Source organism: Halorubrum sp. SS7 (assembly GCF_005435055.1).
Classification (GTDB): domain Archaea; phylum Halobacteriota; class Halobacteria; order Halobacteriales; family Haloferacaceae; genus Halorubrum; species Halorubrum salinarum.
Map to the genome: position 1 here is coordinate 1 of NZ_SGXV01000253.1, position 549 is coordinate 549.

A 549-nucleotide genomic window follows, 5' to 3' on the forward strand; every position below is an offset into this window, starting at 1 on the left:
GGCCAAGCCGTACGTCGACGAGGAGTTCGCGCTGATGCTCGGCGACAACGTCTTCGACGCCAACCTGGGAGACGTGATCGACCGTCAGCGCCGCGGGGACGTGGACGCGGCCTTCCTGGTCGAAGAGGTCCCGATCGAGGAGGCCTCCCGGTACGGCGTCTGTGAGACCACCGAGGACGGCGAGATCGTCGAAGTGGTCGAGAAGCCGGACGACCCGCCGTCGAACCTGGTGATGACCGGGTTCTACACCTTCTCTCCGGCGATATTCCACGCCTGCCACCTCGTCCAAGCCTCCGACCGCGGCGAGTACGAACTCCCGGACACGATCGACCTCCTGCTTGAGTCCGGCCGGAGCATCGACGCGATCCCGATGGATGGCTGGCGGGTCGACGTCGGCTACCCCGAGGACCGAGACCGAGCTGAACGCCTGCTGCGCGCCGACGAGGAACAGGCGGTGACGGGGAGCGACGCCGCCGACGACTGACGGCGATCGCAACCCGCCGTCGCTCCGTTCACACCCGCGCTTTCAGTTCCACCCGGTAGCCGAAC

At 67.4% G+C, this 549-nt stretch carries 1 protein-coding gene; it reads left to right on the plus strand.

From position 1 onward, the window contains the following. Positions 1 to 484 (plus strand): sugar phosphate nucleotidyltransferase (locus EXE44_RS17895; RefSeq protein ID WP_137718043.1); only part of this gene is annotated, 484 nt, incomplete at its 5' end. Between the last annotated feature and the right edge of the window lie 65 nt (positions 485 to 549).